Source organism: Streptomyces lanatus (assembly GCF_014655715.1).
In the GTDB taxonomy this organism is placed as follows: Bacteria; Actinomycetota; Actinomycetes; order Streptomycetales; family Streptomycetaceae; genus Streptomyces; species Streptomyces lanatus.
This window is the reverse complement of sequence record NZ_BNBM01000002.1, coordinates 236,534-254,039: the sequence shown is the minus strand read 5'-3', so window position 1 is coordinate 254,039 and position 17,506 is coordinate 236,534. Positions and strand designations below refer to the sequence as shown.

Here is a 17,506-nt window from a genome sequence, read left to right as displayed (position 1 = left end):
CCGACGGTCCGGCACGGAGATTCGCCGCGCGGTTCCGGCGCCCCGCACCTGAGACGACCTTTTGCACCTCTCCGACAGGAGTCCCCTGGTGATCGACCCATTCAGCACCGCCCAGCAGATCGCCGACCTCGTGCGCACGAAAGAGGTCAGCCCCGTGGAGGTGGCCGAGACCTACCTCGACCGCATCGAGCGGATCAACCCCGCCGTCAACGCCGTCGTCTGGCTCGACGCCGACGCCGTGCGCGCGGCGGCCGTCCGGGCCGAGCAGGCGGTGCTGCGCGGCGATCCGCTCGGCCCGCTGCACGGCGTCCCCGTCCCCATCAAGGACCTCAACTCCGTCGCGGGACAACCCAACACGATGTCCTCACTGGCGATCCGGGACACCCCGCGGACGGTCACGGATCCCGACGTCCAGCTCCTCCTCGACGCCGGCGCGATCCCCCTCGGCCGGACGAACTCGCCGGAGTTCGGCGCTCTGACCGTCTCCGAGAACGCCCGGCACGGCAAGACACGCAACCCGTGGAACCCGGCGCACACCTCCGGCGGGTCGAGCGGCGGCGCGTCGGCGGCCGTCGCGGCCGGGCTCGCCCCGGTGGCGCACGCCTCCGACGGCGGCGGATCGATCCGGGTCCCGGCGTCCGTCACCGGCCTCGTGGGCCTCAAGCCGAGCCGGGGACGCGTGCCCGCGTTCGTCCGGGGCTGGGAACACTCGACTACCGAAGGCGCGATCACCCGCACCGTGCGCGACGCGGCCCTCATGCTCGACGTCATGGGCCGTGCCGACCGGCTCGCCTGGTATAGCGCGCCCGAACCGAGCCGCCCGTACATCGAGGAGGCCAGTGCCGATCCCGGACGGCTGCGGATCGGCCTGCTCCTCGACGCGCCGACCGGGCTGCCGGTCGACGAGGAGTGCCGCACGGCGGCGCTGACGGCCGCGCAGGCACTGCGCGACCTGGGGCACGAGGTCGTCGAGGCCCGTCCGAAGATGTTCTCGTACGAGGCGATCATGGGCTTCACCTGGACGATCATCAGTGCCTCCACCTACGCCATCGAGGTCGACGATCCCGACGCGGTGGACCCCTACATCCGGCGCCGCCGGGAGACCGCCCTCGAGGTCACCGCGGGCGACTACGCCCGGACGGCGGCGCGTCTGCAGGCCGAGTCACGTGACGTGGTCGCCCAGTGGGGCCGGGACTTCGACGTTCTCCTCACCCCGACGACGGCGGTCGTGGCGCCACCGGTCGGCCCCGTGTACGACGAGGCGAACTCCGCCCCGGACGGCCCGCGGCACACCGAGACCCGGATGGTCTCGTTCACCGCGTTCGCCAACATCGCCGGGCTGCCCGCCATCTCGCTGCCCGTCCATACGACCCCGGACGGCCTGCCGGTCGGTGCGCAACTCGTCGGCGCGCCCTACGACGAGGCGACGCTGCTGCGGCTCTCGGCCCAGCTCGAACCGCGGTTCCGCTGGTACGAGCGGCACCCGGACGACGCGGCGCTCACGGCGGCGGCGCTGTGAGCGCCGGGTCCGCGGTCCCGACCGGGCCGCTGCAGGCCGCAGCCGTCCGGCGCGCTCCCCGGCTGCGGCTGGGCGGAGGCTGGGCCGGGTTCGCCGTCCGCCGGGCGGGCGGGCTGCTGATGTCCATGCTGCTGCTCGTCCTCGTGACGTTCCTCATCGTGCCCCTGCTGCCCGGGGACCCGGCCCGCGCGATCGCCGGCACCAACTCGTCCCCGGCCACGCTCGCGGCGATACGCGAACGACTGGGCCTCGACGAGCCGATCACGACGCGGTTCGTCCACTACCTCGGCGACATCGCGTCAGGACGGCTCGGCACCTCGTTCCGGTTCGACACCCCGGTCGCGGACATCGTCGCGACCCGGTTGCCGTACACCGTCCAGCTCGTCATCCCGGCCGTCCTGCTCTCCCTGGTCATCGCCGTCCCGCTGGGCATGACCGTCGGTGTCCTCACCCGTGACGGACGCCGCCGCCGGCTCGGCGTCGGCTTCGGCACGGTCGCCGGGCTCCTCGCGTCGGCGCCGGTCTACGTCGTCGCGACCCTCCTCATCGTCCTGTTCTCGATCAGCCTCGGGCTGCTGCCGTCCGGCGGCGCAACGACACCGAGCGCGCTGGTCCTGCCGATCGCCGCGCTCTGCATCGGCCCGGCCTTCGCGATCGCCCGGGTCGTCCGGCAGGAGACGGCCTCGGTGCTCGCCCAGGACTACATGAGGACCGCCCGCGGCCACCGCCTGGGATCCGTGCGCCTCCACCTCCGCCACGCGCTGCCCAACCTCGTGACGAGTGTCCTCACCCTGAGCGGCCTCGTCCTCACGTCCCTGCTCGGCGGGACGATCATCCTGGAGAACGTCTTCACCTACCCCGGGCTCGGCACCGAGGTCGTCCAGGCGATCATCTACAAGGACTATCCGGTGATCCAGGGCATCATTCTCGTCGTCGGCATGCTCGCCCTGCTCGTCAACCTCCTCGTCGACGTAGTCCTCGGGATCGTCGACCCCCGCACGCTCGAGGGAGGTCGTCGTGGCCACTGAAGCGACCGTGCGCCGATGGCACCGCAACCCGTCGCTGCTGTCCGGCGCCGTGATCCTCGGACTGCTCCTCGTCGTTGCCCTCATCGCCCCGCCGCTACTCAGCGGTTCGGCCGAGACCCTCACCGACAACGCCCGCCTGGGGCCCGGCGCCGGGCATCTCCTCGGCACCGACGCCTTCGGCCGTGACGTCCTCGCCCGGGCCCTCGTCGCGACCCGGCTCACCCTGCTCATGGCCGCCGCCGCCACCGCCGCGTCGTTCGTCGTCGGCGTCGCGATCGGCGCGCTGGTCCACCTGGCCCCCGGGTGGCTGCGCGAGACATGTCTGCGGCTCATCGACTCGGCGGTGGCCTTCCCCTCGCTCGTGCTCGCCCTCGTCATCGCGGCGGTGCTCGGACCGGGCACGGTGTCCGCGATCGTCGCGATCGCCGTCGCCGGCGTCCCCGGGTTCGCACGGCTGACGGCGAATCTCGCCGCGACCGTCGCGGACAAGGACTACGTCCTCACCGCGCGCCTGCTCGGCGTCCCCGGCCTGCGCATCCTGGGCCGGCATGTCCTGCCGAACATCAGCGGGCCGCTGCTGGTGCTCCTCAGTTCGAGCTTCACCCTGTCCCTGCTCGACATCAGCAGTCTGTCGTTCGTCGGCCTCGGTGTGCAGAACCCGCAGTACGACTGGGGCCGGTTGCTCAACGAGGCGCTGCCGTCGATCTTCGCCCAGCCGTCGGTCGTCCTCGCCCCGTCGATCATGCTCATCGTCACCGGTGTGGGCGCCATGCTCCTCGGAGACGGCGTGGCCTCGCTCGTCGACCCGCGAACCCGCGGCACAGCGCCCGCACCGGCCGGGACGGCGGACGCGGCGGGACCGGCCGACCCGGCACAGAAGCCTCGGACGCTTCATGCGTCGGGGGACGCCGGCACGGAGCAGGACAGCCTGCTGACCGTCGCCGGGCTGACCGTGCGGGCCGGCGACCGGACACTCGTCGACGACGTGTCGTTCACCATCGGGGCCGGCCAGATCGTCGGCCTCGTCGGGGAGTCGGGCTCGGGCAAGTCCACCATCGCCATGGCGGTCGCGGGCCTGCTCCCCGAGGGCGTGCGGGCGAACGCGTCGCGCCTCGCCCTCGGCGACCTCGACCTGCTCGGAACACCGCCGGAGCGACGCCTCGCGACCGAGATCGGCATCGTCTACCAGGACCCGATCGGCACGTTCAACCCCGCACTGAGGCTCGGCACCCAGCTCACCGAAGTGGCCAGGGTCCATCAGGGGACGCCCCGGCGCCGGGCCGCACAGGACATGGTCCGCGCCCTGGCCGACATCCACGTCACCGAGCCGGACCGGCGGCTGCGCCAGCACCCGCACGAGCTGAGCGGCGGCATGCTCCAGCGCGCCTCGATCGCCTCCGCGATGACGACCAATCCACGGCTCCTCATCGCCGACGAACCGACGACGGCACTCGACGTCACCGTCCAGGCGGAGGTGCTACGGCAGTTCCGGCGCATCAATCGCGAGCACGGCACGGCGATGCTGTTCATCTCGCACGACATCGGCGTGGTCGGCGTGCTCTGTGACACCGTCCTGGTGCTCCACGGTGGCCGGGTCGTCGACCGGACGACGGGCGGTGACCTGCGCCGGGGGACGGTCACTCACCCCTACACTCGCGCGTTGCTCGCGGCGACGCCCGCCGCGGTCGAGGCCGGTGGAACCCTCAGCGCGGTCCGGTGGACGGCCGACGCGCAGGCGGCGCAGCCGAACGGGACGCCGCCGGACGACCTTTCCGACAAAGCCGCGGACCGTCCCCCGGCCGCGGAAGGGAGCCGCTGATGTCCGCCACCGCCACCACGCTGCTGCGCGTCACGGACCTCACCGTCGAGCTCGGCCACGGCGCCGCGGCCCGCAGGGTGCTCAAGGGAGTCTCGTTCGACATCCCCCGGGGCACCACCCTCGCACTCGTCGGCGAGTCCGGGTCGGGCAAGACGACGCTGGCACGGGCTCTCGTCGGCGTCCACAGGCCGTCGAGCGGTCGGATCTTCGTGGACGGCGCCCCGCTGCGCACCTCGCGCGGACGGGCGGGAGCCGCGACGGTCCAGATGATCCCGCAGGACCCGTACTCCTCGTTCGACCCGCGGCGCACCGTCGCCCAGTCGCTCGCCGAGGCACTCGATCCGATCCGGGCCAGGGTAAAGCCGGTCAGGACCCGGATCGCCGAGCTGCTCAGCCAGGTGAGCCTCGACCCGGACACCATGGACCGCTACCCGCACGAGTTCTCCGGCGGCCAACGGCAGCGGCTGGCGATCGCACGGGCCCTCGCACCGCGTCCCCGGTTCGTCATCGCCGACGAGATCACCTCGGCCCTCGACCTGACGACCCAGGCCGAGATCCTCAACCTGCTCGCCGATCTACGCCGCCGACTCTCGCTGACGATGCTGTTCATCTCGCACGACCTGGCCGTCGTACGGCACGTCAGCGACACGGTCGCGGTCCTGCTGCACGGGGACCTCGTCGAGCTCGGCCCGACCGGAGCCACCTTCGCCGAGCCGAACCACCCGTACACCGCTCAACTCCTCGCGTCCGTCCCGGGCGACCCGAGGTTCCGCCTCGACGAAGAGCCGGCCACGGCGTGAATCGACCGGACGCGGTGCGGCTTCCGGCCCGCCGACCGGCCCATGCCGGTCGGCGGGCCGTGCGGCGCTGTGGGGCCCGCCAGTGCCGAACGACGGGGGCAGCAGGCCGAAGACGATCACTCCCGGACAGAGGGTCGAAGCCCAGCAGCACTCCGCGCTGTTCCATGGGCATACAGGTCTCCCTCGGCCGCCTGAGGCGTCCTGAAGATCAGAGCGGTGCGCAATGTGACGGATCGGCTCTCGCGGACATCGTCAGCGAGTTGCATGTCGAGGCGGTCTTCGACGACGGCTCGCGGTCGTGAGCGACCCGATCGGCGGGTGTCTCGGTGAGCGGGCTCCGGGCGCGCTGCTGCCGGGTCCCGAGCACGCCGAGCCCGAGGGCGGCCGTCCGGCTGACGGTCACCAACACCGCCACCATGCCGGTCTCCGTCACCTCCCACTTCCGGGCTCAAGTCATGCGCCACGTACGGGAGTTCCTGGACGGCAGCCTCCTCGCGGACTCCTGAGTCCACGTCCACGGCACCCCCGGCCGCCCGCACCATTCGCTCGATTCGAGCGCATCAGTACTTGAATCGAGCATGCAGATCCGTCATTGTGCTTGAAACAAGCGCAATGCCTGCCGTTCACGCAGGGGAGAGGTGCCGCATGGACGACATCGACCGGGCCATCCTGCGGGAGCTGCAGGCCGACGGCCGGATCCCTTACGCCGATCTGGGTCCGAAGGTGGGGTTGTCACCCTCGGCCGCGAGGCTCCGGCTGCAGCGGCTGATCGACACCAAGGCGGTCCAGGTCGTCGGAGTGACCGACCCGATGACCCTGGGCCAGCAGGCGATGGCACTCCTGGGCTTGCGCGTCGACGGCGATCCCCGGGCGGTGGCCAATGAACTGTCCCGGCACGACCAGGTCGTGTACACGGTCCTGACGGCCGGCGGCTTCGACCTGTTCGCGGAGGTGGTGTGCCCTCAGCCCCGGGATCTTCTGGACTTCATCAACGACGTCGTGCGGCCCGTCGAGGGTGTCGCGTCGGTGGAGAACTTCCCCTACTTCGCGATTCACACGCACCGCTTCTTGTGGCACGTCGACTGAGGCATCCGAGCGTCGGAGTCCTATTCGCCCGCACCAGCCGAGGAACCCTGCATGCTGCTCGACGAGCACCGCACGATCGACTTCTTCACCAAGGACGCCCTTCCCGCACCCCGCACGGCGCCGGCCGAGGCTGAGCTCATCGCTGCCGAACACCTCGGCATCACTGCTCGCGCGCAGGCGCTGGGCAGCCAGCAGGACGCCAACTTCCTGCTGCACGCCGACGACGGGGCGCCCGCGGCGATTCTGAAGATCGCCAACCCCGCCTTCGGCACGGTGGAGATCGAAGCCCAGGACGCGGCAGCCGACCTGATCGCCTCGGCCTGCCCCGAACTGCGCATCGCCACGGTCCTGCGCTGCCCTGACGGCTCCCCGCGGCGCACCACGGTGGACACCGAGAACGGTCCGGCCGTCGCGCGCCTGCTGCGCCACCTGCCCGGCGGAACACTCTCGGGACGACGGCACCTGTCCCCGGGCGCCGTGGCGAGCATGGGCACGATCGCCGGAAAGGTCAGCACCGCCCTGCGCGACTTCCGGCACCCGGGCCTCGACCGCGTGCTCCAGTGGGACCCGCAGCACGCCGATCGCGTCGTCGCCAAACTCGCCGGGCACATCGACGAATCCGGCCGGCGCACCGCCGTCCGGACCGCGACCGCCGAGGCCTGGGCACATGTCCAGAGGCTCGCCGCCGCGCTGCCGTCGCAGGCCGTGCACCTGGACCTCACCGACGACAACCTGATCCGCCGTCCCGACAGCCGTCCGCCCATGCCGGACGGGGTCATCGACTTCGGTGACGTGACCACGAGCTGGGCGGTCGGCGAACTCGCCGTGTCACTGTCCTCGATGCTTCACCACGACGGGATGGAGCCTCACCATGTGCTGCCGGCCGTCCGCGCCTTCCACGCCGTACGGCCGCTCTCCCCCGAGGAGGCCGAGGCGATGTGGCCGCTCGTGGTCCTGCGCGCCGCCGTCCTGGTGGCCAGCGGACGGCACCAGGCCGCCGTCGACGAGGACAACCTCTACGCCAAGGCCGCGCTCGACCGCGAATGGCGCATATTCGAACAGGCCACCTCGCTGCCCCTGCCCGTGATGATCCGCCTCATCAGGGACGCGACCGGCATGGCCGACCTGCCTGCCCGGACCGCGCGGACCGCGCGGGCCGACGCGCCGGTGCGCCCTCTCCTGCGGGACCTCGTCGCCGACGACATCACCCTCCTCGACCTGTCCACCGAAGCCGATTCCATGGACCACGGAGCCTGGACGGACGCCGGCACCGAGGCCCGGCTGGTGACCTCCGCGCTCGCGGACGGAGCGGCCGCCGTCGCCACCCGGTACGCCCATGCGCGACTCACTCGGACACCGGCGCTGTCGGCGGGGTCCGCCGACACGGTCCCCACCGGAATCGACCTATGGCTCGGCCGGGATGCCGTGGTGCAGGCGCCCGCCGCGGGCAAGATCCTCGCCGCGGCGCCGGGCCACGTGGAACTCACCTACGGCGCGCAGACGCTGTCGCTGTCATTCCCACGAGAGGTCCAGCCCATGATCACCACCGGTGCGACGGTGCAGGCGGGCGAGGACATCACCCACCTCGGCTCCGGTGCCTCGGTCCACGTCGCGCTGCGCGACGCCGACGGCCCCGCCGTCCCCCACCTGGTCCGTCCCGAGTACGCCGCCGGCTGGCTCGCGCTCACCGCCGACCCCGCCCCGCTCCTCGGCCTCCCCGCCGACACCGGCCGTACGCGCGAAAGGGACCTGCTCGACCGGCGTGACGCCGCGTTCGCCACCGTGCAGGAGCACTACTACGCCAACCCCCCGCGCATCGAACGTGGTTGGCGCCACCATCTGCTGTCCACCGACGGCCGGTCGTACCTCGACATCGTCAACAACGTCACCCCATTGGGTCACGCCCACCCCCGCGTCGAGCAGGCGGTCTCCCGGCAGTTGCGGCGGCTCAACACCAACTCGCGCTTCCACTACGCCTCCGTGGTGGAGTTCACCGAGCGCCTCGCCGCCCTCCTCCCCGACCCTCTGGACACGGTGTTCCTCGTCAACTCCGGTTCGGAAGCGGTGGACCTGGGCCTGCGCCTGGCCATCGGGGCCTCCGGCCGGCCCGACGTCGTCGCGCTGCGCGAGGCGTACCACGGCTGGACGTACGCCTCCGACGCGGTCTCCACCTCGCTCCAGGACAACCCGAACGCCCTGGCCACCCGCCCGAGCTGGGTGCACACCGTGGACTCGCCCAACTCCTACCGCGGCCGCCACCGCGGGCCGGAGGCCGTGCGCTACGCACCCGAGGCCGTCGCGGTGATCGACGAACTGGCTGCTGCCGGCCGCCCGGCGGGAGCGTTCATCGGCGAGACCTTCTACGGCAACGCCGGAGGAGTCGCCCTTCCCGACGGCTATCTCGCCCAGGTGTACGAGGCGGTACGGCGTCACGACGGCCTGGCCGTCGCCGACGAGGTCCAGGTCGGATACGGCCGCCTGGGACACTGGTTCTGGGGCTTCGAGCAGCAGCAGGTGGTCCCCGACATCGTCTGTGTCGCCAAGGCCATGGGCAACGGACACCCCCTCGGCGCCGTCATCACGTCCAGGGCGGTCGCGGACCGGTACCGCGACCAGGGCTACTTCTTCTCCTCCACCGGCGGCAGCCCCGTCTCCAGCATCGTGGGCCTCACCGTCCTGGACACCCTGCGCGACGAAGACCTCCAGGGCAACGCGGCGCGCGTCGGCGGCCATCTGAAACGCCGGCTCGAGGCACTGGCCGACCGCTACGGCATCATCGGCGCCGTCCACGGCTCGGGCCTCTACCTCGGTCTCGAACTCGTCCGGGACCGCGCCGACCTGGAACCCGCCACAGAAGAGACCGCCGAACTCTGCGACCGCATGCTCGACCTCGGCGTGATCGTCCAGCCGACCGGGGATCACCTCAACATCCTCAAGATCAAGCCACCGCTGTGCATCGACACCGCCGCAGCCGACTTCTTCGCCGACATGCTCGACCTGGCCCTCACCCAACTCGGCCACTCCCGCTGACGCCGCACACCCGAAGGCGTCCATCAGAGGTTGCTGAGGCGCTGGCAGGGTCGGCTCAGTTCTCGACTGGTGGTCGTAGGACCCGGCGGCGGCAAGGCCATGGTGCGTGACATGGCCGGGAGTTGTCGCTTCTCGGGCCTGTTTGCACTGGTCGTTGGCGGCAACGGTGGCCATCATCGGGTTGCTGGTCGGCGGCGGAATCGCTCTGTTGATGCGGGGACGTACCTCAGCCGACCGCCACGGGAAAAGCGGTCACTCTCCGAAGGGAATGTCGCCGTTGGTGGCGAGATGGTGGGTAGTGCTGTGGGCCTGAACCCAGGCGGTGATGTAGCGCAGGGCCTTCTCGGCGGCAGAGTCGTCCTTCCCGCAGCCCTCCGGGCCACGCACACCGTCGGGATAGCAACTGGCCGTATGCCCGTAGATCAAACCGTCCGCGCCCGAGCCGCGGGTGCCGAGATAGGCATCTACCTGCCGTGCGGCCCCTGCGCGATGCTCTGAGCTGCTGATGGTCCACCCGAAGACGCTGGCGAATGCGCCGCGATCGCGTGCCTGGGCCCCGAGACGGAGCTCCTGACCGATCGAGGCGAACTTCAGACCGGGGTCGAACAAGCCGTGGTCCATGACGCGCTGACTGCGCGGGATGCTGGTGCCGAGTGTGTCGAACGCCGTCCGCACATTCTCGTAGTTGTCGCTGACGGCAACGCCCTCCTTGGCCGTCAACCCGTCGGCCACGGCCTTCCAGCCGACACCTCCCACACTCGACGTGGCGAAGCCGTACAGGACACGAACCCCTTGGTTCTCGAGTTTCCTGCGTGCCAGGTCACGCAGACCCGCCACCGAACAGTGCGTCCGCTGCGGGGAACTGCCGTCACAGAAGTCAGGGTTCTTGATGTCCAGCCACACGAAGTTGACGCGTGCGCCACGGGCGCGCTCTATTGCGACCCGGTCGAACACCACTTCCATCGTGTCGCCGCGGCTGGTGATGGTCCCGTCGTGATCGGCGTACCAGCCGCCGTCGGTCCACGCGGTTGCGTCCATCTCGAGAGCGTTCGCACCATGCGCCAGTGCGTTGACCACCCCTTCCGCGGTGAGCACGCGGTGGGCGACGGCGTATACGGGCCGGCTTCCACCGTCGTACGACGGTGCGTGCGCGCTCGCACCTGGCGCGGGGAACATGCCCGACAGTACTGCGGTGATCGCTGCGCATGCGCCGATCACGGCCGTCGCCTTGCTGTACCGAAGGCTGACCACGTTGCCAACTCCTGTTGAGAAATAGGTCGCGAATCAACTCAGGGGCTTCGCGGATGTCGGGCGGCCAGGATGCGCATGATCACGTGCCGTGCGACAAGCGCAGCTGCGTGGGATCACCTTGAAGAGGTAAACCGTCGATCATGTTGTCCGTCCGCCGGTGGGTTCTGCTGCCGAATGCGTATCGTCGGGGCGCTGGAGTTACCGCAGGTCAGGGCCCCAGGGAAGGGGCATTCGGCTGGGTGGTGATTGGAGCCTGACCGGCTTTCGTTGCGCTGAATGGGGGATATGCCCTCTAGCGTGCAGGCGTGACGACTTCGATCAACGCCCCTCGTGAGGCAGAGCAGCCGTTCATGTCCCCGGACGTGAGCGGGATACGCGTGGTGGTCACGGGGGCCACGGGGTTCGTGGGTCGGCGGCTGTGCCGCCGGATCGCTGAGGGCGGTGGCCGGGTGACGGCGCTGGTGCGGCCGCAGTCCGATCGCCGGGCGCTGGACGGCTGTCCGGTCGACGTCGCCGTAGTCGATCTGCTCACCGGTTCGGGGGTCGTGGAGGCCGTCTCGGGCGCGGACATGGTGATTCATCTGGCGGCCGCGGTGCGGGCCGCGTCACGTGCCGAGTTCCGACTGGCCAACACCGTGGCGACGGGCGTGCTGGCGGGTGTGCTGGCTTCCTCGGATGCGCCGCCGCGGCTCGTGGTGTGTTCGTCGCTGGCCGCGGCCGGCCCCGCGCCCGCCCCGGGGCGGGCGCGGCGTGAGGAGGACCGGGCCGGGCCGGTGTCGTGGTACGGAGCCAGCAAGCTGGCCGGGGAGCAGGCGGCACGGCGGTTCGCCGGGCAGGTGCCGACCGTCTTCGTGCGCCCCCCGATCGTGTACGGGCCGTCCGACGTGGCGTTCGTGCCGAGCCTCGCCGCGATGGCCCGTACCCGGGTGGCAGTGCGGCCCGGCCCGGCCGCCCGCGTCTACTCGGTGCTGCACGTGGACGATCTGTGCGACGGACTGATCGCCGCCGGCCTGCAGGGGCGTACCGCTGCTCCGGGCGAGTCCCACAGCGGTGTCTATCAGTTGTCCGACGGGGTGGAGTACACCCTTGCCGACCTGGTGCGGACGGCTGGTGGTCTGCTGGGCCGCGGCAGGCCGCTGGTGCTGCCCGTGCCCTCGACCGTGGTGCGGGCTGCCGGTGTGGTGAGTGAGGCGGCCGGACGGCTGCGGGGCGGCGTGCCGGTGTTCAACAGGGACAAGGCGCGCGAGGCGGTGGCCGGGTCCTGGACTGCCAGCGCGGACCGCGCGTACAGGGATTTCGAGTTCCGGGCCCGGGTGGGCCTCGAGGACGGACTGCGAGAGGCTTTCAAGGAGATGCTTCATGGCTGAGACCACCGAGCTGGCCCCGGCGCCGGCGAGCGCGCCGTCGCTCCACGCGGCACGGAAACGGCTGGGACACCTGGCGGTCGCGGTCATCGGTATGTCCGGGCTGCGCCTGGATCAGCCCGAACGCCGTGTGCTGCGCGCCTTGGTCTGGGCATGTGTGGTGGCTGCGGGTTTCGCGGCCGAGCAGCAGATCCGCGCTGCCGCGGGCAGCGGGGCGGTGCTCTGGGCAGCGGTCGGGTACGCCGTGATGATCGCGGTCCTGTACTACGGCTGCCTGATCGCTGTGTTGGACACGGCAGTTGCCCGCCGCTTCACCCATGCCGTCGGTGAGGCGCGGGCTGTGGAAAGGTTCGACTTCGTGCTGGGGCTGCTGTTTCTGCAGCAGGGCTTGTGCCAGGGGTTGCTGATGGCGGCCTTCCCCGGCCGGTTGCCCGAAGTGGGCGTCGAAGGTCTGTGGCTGGTGCTGGGCGTGGTGCTGGGCATCGTGGGCTTCGGCACCAAGCTGTGGGCGACCTGGCTGACCGGCCTGAACACCTACTACTGCCGCGACATGTTCCTGGGCCGGGCCGACGCGACGGACGGCTTCGTGGTCCGCGGCCCCTACCGCTGGCTGCGCAACCCGATGTACGGGGTGGGCAATCTGCACGGCTACGGCGTGGCGCTGTGCTACCGGTCGGTGGCCGGGCTGGTGTGCGTGGCCGTGTTCCAGGTACTGATCTACGTCTTCTACCTCGTGCGGGAGAAGCCGTTCATCGTCCGTACCTACCTCGGCGGCACCGCCGCCTGAAACACGTTGTGGGGCCGCCCCGTTGGCCGGGGCGGTCCCATATAAGTGTCTGCTTCGCTTCGGTGCACACTGGATGCGGGTCAGGATCCGCGCAGGATGAGTGCGGCGTTGGCTCCGCCGAAGCCGTACGCGGGGCTCAGAACGGTGCGCAGGCGCGCGGCTCTGGGGGCTTTGCGGACGATGTCGAGGTCGATGGCGTCGTCTTGGTTGTCGAGGTTGGCTGTGGGTGGGATGGCCTGGTGCCGCAGGGTCAGCAGGGCGCAGGCGGCCTGGATGGCTGCCGCCGCACCCAGTGCGTGCCCGAGCAGGCTTTTCAGGGCCGTGACCGGTGGCGGCGTGGATGAGAAGAGGTGGCTCAGGGCGCGCGCTTCGGCAAGGTCTCCGACCGGCGTGGAGGTTGCGTGAGCACTGACATGATCGATGTCGGCGGGCGTCAAGTCCGCATCGGCCAGGGCTGTCCTGATGGCCTGCTGCAGGCCGCGCCCGTCGGGGTGGGGGTTGACAGGGTGGTGGGCGTCGGCAGAGGCGCCGTACCCGGCGACGACGCCGTGGTGGGTTGCACCGCGGGCGCGAGCGTGGTCACCGCGTTCGAGGACCAGCACTGCCGCGCCTTCACTCAGGACGAAGCCGTCGCGGTCGCGGTCGAAGGGGCGGGAGGCCCCGGACGGATCGTGCCGGCGGGTGGACAGGGCACCCAGACGGGCGAAGCCGATGGCGCTGAGAGGGGAGCGGCCGGATTCCGCACCACCGGCCAGCACGATGTCGCAGGTGCCGGAGCGGATGAGGTCGCGGGCGACGCCGATGGCGTGAGCGCCTGAGGCACAGGCGCTGGCCACGGTGAAGCTGGGGCCTCGGTAGTCGAGGTGAGCTGCTACTTCTCCGGCTGCCATGCTGGGCACGCTCCGTGGCAGAGCGAATGGGGACACCAGGTGGTGTTCACCGGCCTGAAGGCGATCCCAGACTCCTCCGTATCCCATGAGGCTGTTGGAGCCGACGCCGAGGACGACGCCGATGCGGGTGGGTTCGGCGGAGCCGGATGTGAGGCCGGCGTCCTGGGCGGCTTCTTGAGCGGCGGCGAGCGCGAAGTGGATGAAGGCGTCGGTGCGCCGCACGGTCCGTCGCGGGAGGTGATCGTATGCGTCGAAGTTCTGGACGGGGCAGGAGAGGTCCACTGGTAGCCCGGTCAGGAGCGGATCCTGAGCCGTAGTGACGGACCGCCCTGAACACAGACCCCGCCACGTCGAATCGGCGCCGACACCGACGGGTGTGATCAGCCCGATTCCAGTGACGGCGATGTCGAGGGTCACAGCGCACCCATGACGGACGGAGCAGCCTCAGCGCCGGAGGACTGCTCGGCCACTGCATGTACGAAGTCGGCGATCGTGGTCTCGGGCGTGAGGTCCAGGCCGGCCGCCAGGTCGACTCCGTGGCGCTCGGCGAGAATGACGTCGAATTCGGCCAGGAGCAGGGAGTCCATTTCTACGTCCAGCAGGGTGGTCTGCGGGGTGATTTCGTCCTCGTCCATTCCAGTGATTTCGGCGAGGATCGAGACGACGTTGTCATACGTAAGCGGCATGGGTGGCCTCCAGGGCGGGGTGGGCATGGGCGGCGAGGCATGAGCACGGCTCGCTGTGGCGCACACAGCGCGCGTACAGGCGGTGGCGTTTGTGGATCGTGGCGCCGGCGGCGGCCAGCGGCTTGTTGGCGGCCTGGTTGTCCTCCAGGACCCAGGACACGTCGACCTCGTTCCAGCTGTGCTTTCGGGCCATGTCCAGGGCGTCGCTGAGCAGGGCGAGCGCGGCTCCTTTGACACGGTTGTCCTCGGGGACACCGAGGGCCATCAGGCGGCCGCGGGTGATGGCGCGTCGGCCCCGCCACACGCGCCAGGCTCCGACCGGCCAGCCGTAGCGGGTCAGGCGTCCACGAGCGGGCGCGAGGGCCTGGTTGAAATCGGGCAGCAGGATGCTGAAGCCGACCGGTGTTCCCTCGTGCTCGACGATGCGGACGCCCGTGGGGGCGAGCAGCCGGACCTGGCGAGCCAGGTAGGTGAACTCCGCGTCGGTCGCCGGCGCGAAGCCCCAGTTGTCCTGCCAGCACGCGTGATACAGCTCCCGCACGAGATCGGACTCGCTACGGAAACAGCGCCAGTCCGCCAGCCGCACCGTCAGGCCGTGTTTGAGTTTCAGCATGTCGGCGAAGCCGGTCAACTGCCTGACCTTGCGGCTGGTCGGGGACAGCCGCCATGACAGCAGGTCCTTGACCGGGGTGAAGCCGCCCGCGACGAACAGGTCGGCGTAGTAGGGAGGGTTGTAGGGCATGCCGATGCGGGGGGCGTCGCCGAAGCCGTCGACGAGCAGTCCGCACTCGTGGTGCATGTTCGGGTTCATCGGGCCCGTCACGGTCTGCACGTCCCGCTCCCGCAGCCAGGCCACCGCCTGCTCCCACAGGGCACGCGCCACGGCAGGGTCTTCGGTGCACTCGAAGAAGCCCACGTAGCCTTGGCGTTGGCTGGCTGGTCCGTCCGGGCCGATGATGGCCGCGACTCGGCCCACAGGCGCCCGGCCGCGGCGGGCCAGGAAGTAGCCGACGTCGCTCTGGCGCAGGTAGGGGTTGCGGCGGGGGATGAGGAACTGGCGCCGTTCCACTTCCAGCGGGGCGACCCAGTGCGGGTGCGCCCGGTACAGCTGGTAGGGCAGCCTGATGAAGTCATCCATGTCGGCGCGGCTGCGGACCATCACGATGTCGGCAGCGCCTTGCGGGGTCTGGGGAGCGCGCATCAGGCGGGACACGGGATCGGGTCCGCTGCCACGCAAGTGGTGTCGGTGGCCGACAGGAGTTGGCCCACGACCTCCAGGATGTGGTCGATGTGTGCTTCGCTGTGGGCGGCGGTGACGGACAGGCGCAGCAGAGACTGGCCCGGTGGGACGGCCGGCGGCATGAACGGCGCAGTGAACACTCCGGCTTCCAGCATCGCCCGCCATGTGTGCAGGCACTGGTCGGCGTCGCCGGCCGGGAGCGTGACGATAGGGCTGGCCCAGTGGGGACGGGCGTATCCCAGCTCGGCCAGTCCGTCGTGCAGACGGTCCGCCAGGCGTGCCAGCACGGCGCGCTGTTCGGGCTCGTCCCGGATGATTCGCAGCGCGGTGAGCGCCGCTGCGGCGGTCGGCGGCGGCATGGACGCCGAGTAGATGGTGGCCTGTCCGAACGCGCGGCAGTGCTCGATGAGTTCGGTGCTTCCGGCGATGAATCCGCCACCGGCGCCGAACGCCTTGGAGAAGGTCCCGGACAGTACGTCGATGTCCTGCTCGCAGCCGAGGTGCTCACCGGCTCCGCGTCCCGACGGTCCCAGGATGCCGATGTCGTGAGCCCCGTCGACGATAAGCATCCCCCCATGACGTCCGGCGAGATCGGCGATCTCCGGTAGTACGGCCAGCTCCCCGCCCAGCGAGAACGCTCCCTCGGTCAGGACCACCGGCGACAGGCCCTGTCCCGACGCTTCCTCCAGCAGCCGCGCCAGGTGGCGAGGCGTGTTGTGCCTAAACCGGCGGTTCTTGGCGGCTCCGAGCCGCAACGCATCGACGAGAGAGGCATGGATGTGCCGGTCGGCGATGACCGCACGGTCCTCGCTGAAGAGGCAGGCCAGGGCAAGATTGGCCTGGAACCCCGTGGTGGCCAGCAGCACCGCCGACCGGTGCAGGAAGTCGGCCAGTTCCTCCGCCAGTTGCGCGTGCACCGACCAGGTGCCGATCAACACGGGTGAGCCGGAGCACGAGGCGCCCAGGTCGCGCGCCGCAGCCGCCGCCGCCTCGCGTACCCGTGGATCCGCCGCCAGGCTCAGATAGTCACCGGAGGCCGCGTTGATCGCCCGCATGCCCTCGACGAGGACTTCTCCCGGCGCCGGCTGCCCGGTGATCCGGCGGAAGAACGGATAACCGCCGGTTTCCCGGGCCCGGTTGAGGGCGGCCCAGGTAGCGGCCGCTCCACTCACATCTGACATCGCCAACCCGCCTGTCACACCAATTACTTCAGGATGAGCGCACAACGTATCTGATCCAATACGTTAAGTTACAACGGGTGGTTGGGGGCTTCCGCCGATCTCGCCACCTGCGTCGCAGTCACTCGGAAGGACATGTCATGGCCCTCGACCGTGCAGAGAAGCTGTCCGCCTCGCCCGCGATGTTCCGGTCTGCTCGCCTGGATCGCCTGACACGGACGCACCCGGCGGTACCCGTCCTGCTCTATGGGCCAATTGCACTGATCCTGGCCGTCGGCAGCATCGTCGCGGTCGGCTGGAGGGCAGGCGCTTTCATCCTTATGGGCTACATGGTGTGGACGCTCAGCGAGTACTGGCTTCACCGGATCGCTTTCCACCACGTCCCTCCCGGCCGCTGGGGGCAGCGCCTGCACTGGATGATTCACGGCGTGCACCACGACCATCCGAACGACGCCCGGCGGCTGGTGTTCCCTCCTGTGGTCAGCCTGCCTGTCGCTGCGGCGGCAGCTTGGGCCTTCCAGGCCGTTCTGGGAACTCAGGGCGGGGGCGCGGCGACCGCCGGCTTCGCGATCGGCTACGTCGTCTACGACACGCTGCACCACCATCTGCACCACCGTCGGCCCACCACCCGCCTCGGCCGCGCTCTCCGACGCCGCCACATGCAGCACCATTTCCGGGATGACAGCAGGGGATTCGGTGTCAGCTGCCCCTACTGGGACTACATCTTCGGAACCGCGCACACCGGGCGCAGCGAACCCGGCTGCGCTTCTCCTGGCACCCCGGTCTCATGAGGAGGACGGCCCCGGCACTTGCCCGGCCCGCTGGACC

The 17,506-nt window shown here is 70.5% G+C and carries 14 protein-coding genes and 1 pseudogene; 10 read left to right on the top strand and 5 right to left on the bottom strand.

The window, feature by feature from the left end:
- The first annotated feature begins 88 nt into the window (after positions 1 to 88).
- The 7 genes and pseudogenes from IE325_RS06350 to IE325_RS06320 all read left to right on the top strand — a co-directional run bounded on the left by IE325_RS06350 (position 89) and on the right by IE325_RS06320 (position 9,282).
- Positions 89 to 1,519, top strand: coding sequence for an amidase (locus IE325_RS06350; protein ID WP_190068716.1), 1,431 nt, complete (start codon positions 89 to 91; stop codon positions 1,517 to 1,519).
- On the top strand, positions 1,516 to 2,547 hold the full coding sequence (locus IE325_RS06345; protein ID WP_190068715.1) for an ABC transporter permease: 1,032 nt from the start codon (positions 1,516 to 1,518) through the stop codon (positions 2,545 to 2,547). Before IE325_RS06350 ends, IE325_RS06345 begins: the two co-directional genes overlap by 4 nt.
- Positions 2,537 to 4,366 carry a dipeptide/oligopeptide/nickel ABC transporter permease/ATP-binding protein gene (locus IE325_RS06340; protein ID WP_190068714.1) on the top strand — a complete coding sequence of 610 codons (1,830 nt, stop codon included), beginning with the start codon at positions 2,537 to 2,539 and terminating at the stop codon, positions 4,364 to 4,366. Before IE325_RS06345 ends, IE325_RS06340 begins: the two co-directional genes overlap by 11 nt.
- Positions 4,366 to 5,166, top strand: a complete 801-nt coding sequence (locus IE325_RS06335) for an ATP-binding cassette domain-containing protein (protein WP_190068713.1) — start codon at positions 4,366 to 4,368, stop codon at positions 5,164 to 5,166. The genes IE325_RS06340 and IE325_RS06335 overlap by 1 nt, the downstream gene beginning before the upstream one ends.
- Before the next feature lie 239 nt (positions 5,167 to 5,405).
- Positions 5,406 to 5,609: pseudogene (locus tag IE325_RS06330) on the top strand (urease subunit gamma); the annotation flags it as partial.
- A gap of 202 nt (positions 5,610 to 5,811) precedes the next feature.
- Positions 5,812 to 6,252, top strand: a complete 441-nt coding sequence (locus IE325_RS06325) for an Lrp/AsnC family transcriptional regulator (protein ID WP_190068712.1) — start codon at positions 5,812 to 5,814, stop codon at positions 6,250 to 6,252.
- A gap of 51 nt (positions 6,253 to 6,303) precedes the next feature.
- Positions 6,304 to 9,282, top strand: coding sequence for an aminotransferase (locus IE325_RS06320; RefSeq protein ID WP_190068711.1), 2,979 nt, complete (start codon positions 6,304 to 6,306; stop codon positions 9,280 to 9,282).
- A gap of 252 nt (positions 9,283 to 9,534) precedes the next feature.
- Here IE325_RS06320 and IE325_RS06315 read toward each other — a convergent pair whose 3' ends face one another.
- On the bottom strand, positions 9,535 to 10,533 hold the full coding sequence (locus IE325_RS06315; protein WP_190068710.1) for a PI-PLC domain-containing protein: 999 nt from the start codon (positions 10,531 to 10,533) through the stop codon (positions 9,535 to 9,537).
- A gap of 305 nt (positions 10,534 to 10,838) precedes the next feature.
- Here IE325_RS06315 and IE325_RS06310 point away from each other — a divergent pair, with 305 nt between their 5' ends.
- Together IE325_RS06310 and IE325_RS06305 are read left to right on the top strand one after the other, a co-directional pair.
- Positions 10,839 to 11,900 (top strand): NAD-dependent epimerase/dehydratase family protein, encoded by a 1,062-nt coding sequence (locus IE325_RS06310; protein ID WP_229911688.1) that lies wholly within the window; start codon positions 10,839 to 10,841, stop codon positions 11,898 to 11,900.
- Positions 11,893 to 12,684, top strand: coding sequence for a PEMT/PEM2 family methyltransferase (locus IE325_RS06305; protein ID WP_190068709.1), 792 nt, complete (start codon positions 11,893 to 11,895; stop codon positions 12,682 to 12,684). The genes IE325_RS06310 and IE325_RS06305 overlap by 8 nt, the downstream gene beginning before the upstream one ends.
- 80 nt (positions 12,685 to 12,764) lie before the next feature.
- On the opposite strand, the gene IE325_RS06300 is transcribed toward IE325_RS06305, so the two are convergent.
- From IE325_RS06300 to IE325_RS06285, 4 genes are read right to left on the bottom strand one after another with little or no spacing between them, the layout of a single operon-like run.
- Positions 12,765 to 13,991, bottom strand: coding sequence for a beta-ketoacyl-[acyl-carrier-protein] synthase family protein (locus IE325_RS06300; RefSeq protein ID WP_190068708.1), 1,227 nt, complete (start codon positions 13,989 to 13,991; stop codon positions 12,765 to 12,767).
- Positions 13,988 to 14,260 (bottom strand): acyl carrier protein, encoded by a 273-nt coding sequence (locus IE325_RS06295; RefSeq protein ID WP_190068707.1) that lies wholly within the window; start codon positions 14,258 to 14,260, stop codon positions 13,988 to 13,990. The genes IE325_RS06300 and IE325_RS06295 overlap by 4 nt, the downstream gene beginning before the upstream one ends.
- Positions 14,244 to 15,461, bottom strand: coding sequence for a GNAT family N-acetyltransferase (locus IE325_RS06290; protein WP_229911687.1), 1,218 nt, complete (start codon positions 15,459 to 15,461; stop codon positions 14,244 to 14,246). Before IE325_RS06290 ends, IE325_RS06295 begins: the two co-directional genes overlap by 17 nt.
- Entirely contained in the window at positions 15,461 to 16,681 is a 1,221-nt protein-coding gene (locus IE325_RS06285; protein WP_190068706.1) for an aminotransferase class I/II-fold pyridoxal phosphate-dependent enzyme, read from the bottom strand. The genes IE325_RS06290 and IE325_RS06285 overlap by 1 nt, the downstream gene beginning before the upstream one ends.
- Before the next feature lie 137 nt (positions 16,682 to 16,818).
- Here IE325_RS06285 and IE325_RS06280 point away from each other — a divergent pair, with 137 nt between their 5' ends.
- The gene (locus tag IE325_RS06280; RefSeq protein ID WP_190068705.1) at positions 16,819 to 17,469 is read left to right on the top strand and encodes a sterol desaturase family protein; all 651 of its coding nucleotides are present in this window, start codon (positions 16,819 to 16,821) and stop codon (positions 17,467 to 17,469) included.
- The last annotated feature ends 37 nt before the right edge of the window (positions 17,470 to 17,506 follow it).

Bases quoted from the DNA above. Each gene is read 5' to 3' on its own strand.
- IE325_RS06335 (WP_190068713.1), top strand. From the start codon at position 4,366: ATGTCCGCCACCGCCACCACGCTGCTGCGCGTCACGGACCTCACCGTC.
- IE325_RS06325 (WP_190068712.1), top strand. From the start codon at position 5,812: ATGGACGACATCGACCGGGCCATCCTGCGGGAGCTGCAGGCCGACGGC.
- IE325_RS06320 (WP_190068711.1), top strand. From the start codon at position 6,304: ATGCTGCTCGACGAGCACCGCACGATCGACTTCTTCACCAAGGACGCC.
- IE325_RS06305 (WP_190068709.1), top strand. From the start codon at position 11,893: ATGGCTGAGACCACCGAGCTGGCCCCGGCGCCGGCGAGCGCGCCGTCG.
- IE325_RS06295 (WP_190068707.1), bottom strand. From the start codon at position 14,260: ATGCCGCTTACGTATGACAACGTCGTCTCGATCCTCGCCGAAATCACT.
- IE325_RS06290 (WP_229911687.1), bottom strand. From the start codon at position 15,461: ATGCGCGCTCCCCAGACCCCGCAAGGCGCTGCCGACATCGTGATGGTC.
- IE325_RS06285 (WP_190068706.1), bottom strand. From the start codon at position 16,681: ATGTCAGATGTGAGTGGAGCGGCCGCTACCTGGGCCGCCCTCAACCGG.
- IE325_RS06280 (WP_190068705.1), top strand. From the start codon at position 16,819: ATGGCCCTCGACCGTGCAGAGAAGCTGTCCGCCTCGCCCGCGATGTTC.